Source organism: Hydrogenovibrio sp. 3SP14C1 (assembly GCF_029625905.1).
GTDB lineage: Bacteria > Pseudomonadota > Gammaproteobacteria > Thiomicrospirales > Thiomicrospiraceae > Hydrogenovibrio.
Map to the genome: position 1 here is coordinate 1 of NZ_JARTLM010000246.1, position 249 is coordinate 249.

1 protein-coding gene is annotated in these 249 nt (G+C 38.2%); it reads left to right on the plus strand.

The features are described from left to right. A partial coding sequence (locus tag P8629_RS12435; protein WP_278166409.1) for a hypothetical protein occupies positions 1–249 on the plus strand: 249 nt, incomplete at both ends.

Consider the following 249-nt stretch of genomic DNA (forward strand, 5'->3'; position numbering starts at 1 on the left):
TCTTCATGAGCCAAAATACTCTGAACCTGGGAACAAGGTTGTTCTGACGCTTGAAAATAATATTGTCAGTCGACACCTACGAACTCGAGATAGTTTAGAGAAACAGTTTACTGATTTTGGCGACCTCAATGCCGATGAGCAATTGTTGATCCATTACATGTACAATTCAGGAGAGAAGATGACAACTGCAAAAGCCATTGAACTGACAGGAAGAAGTCGTAAGTTTATTGTAAAAACGATGAAAAAATT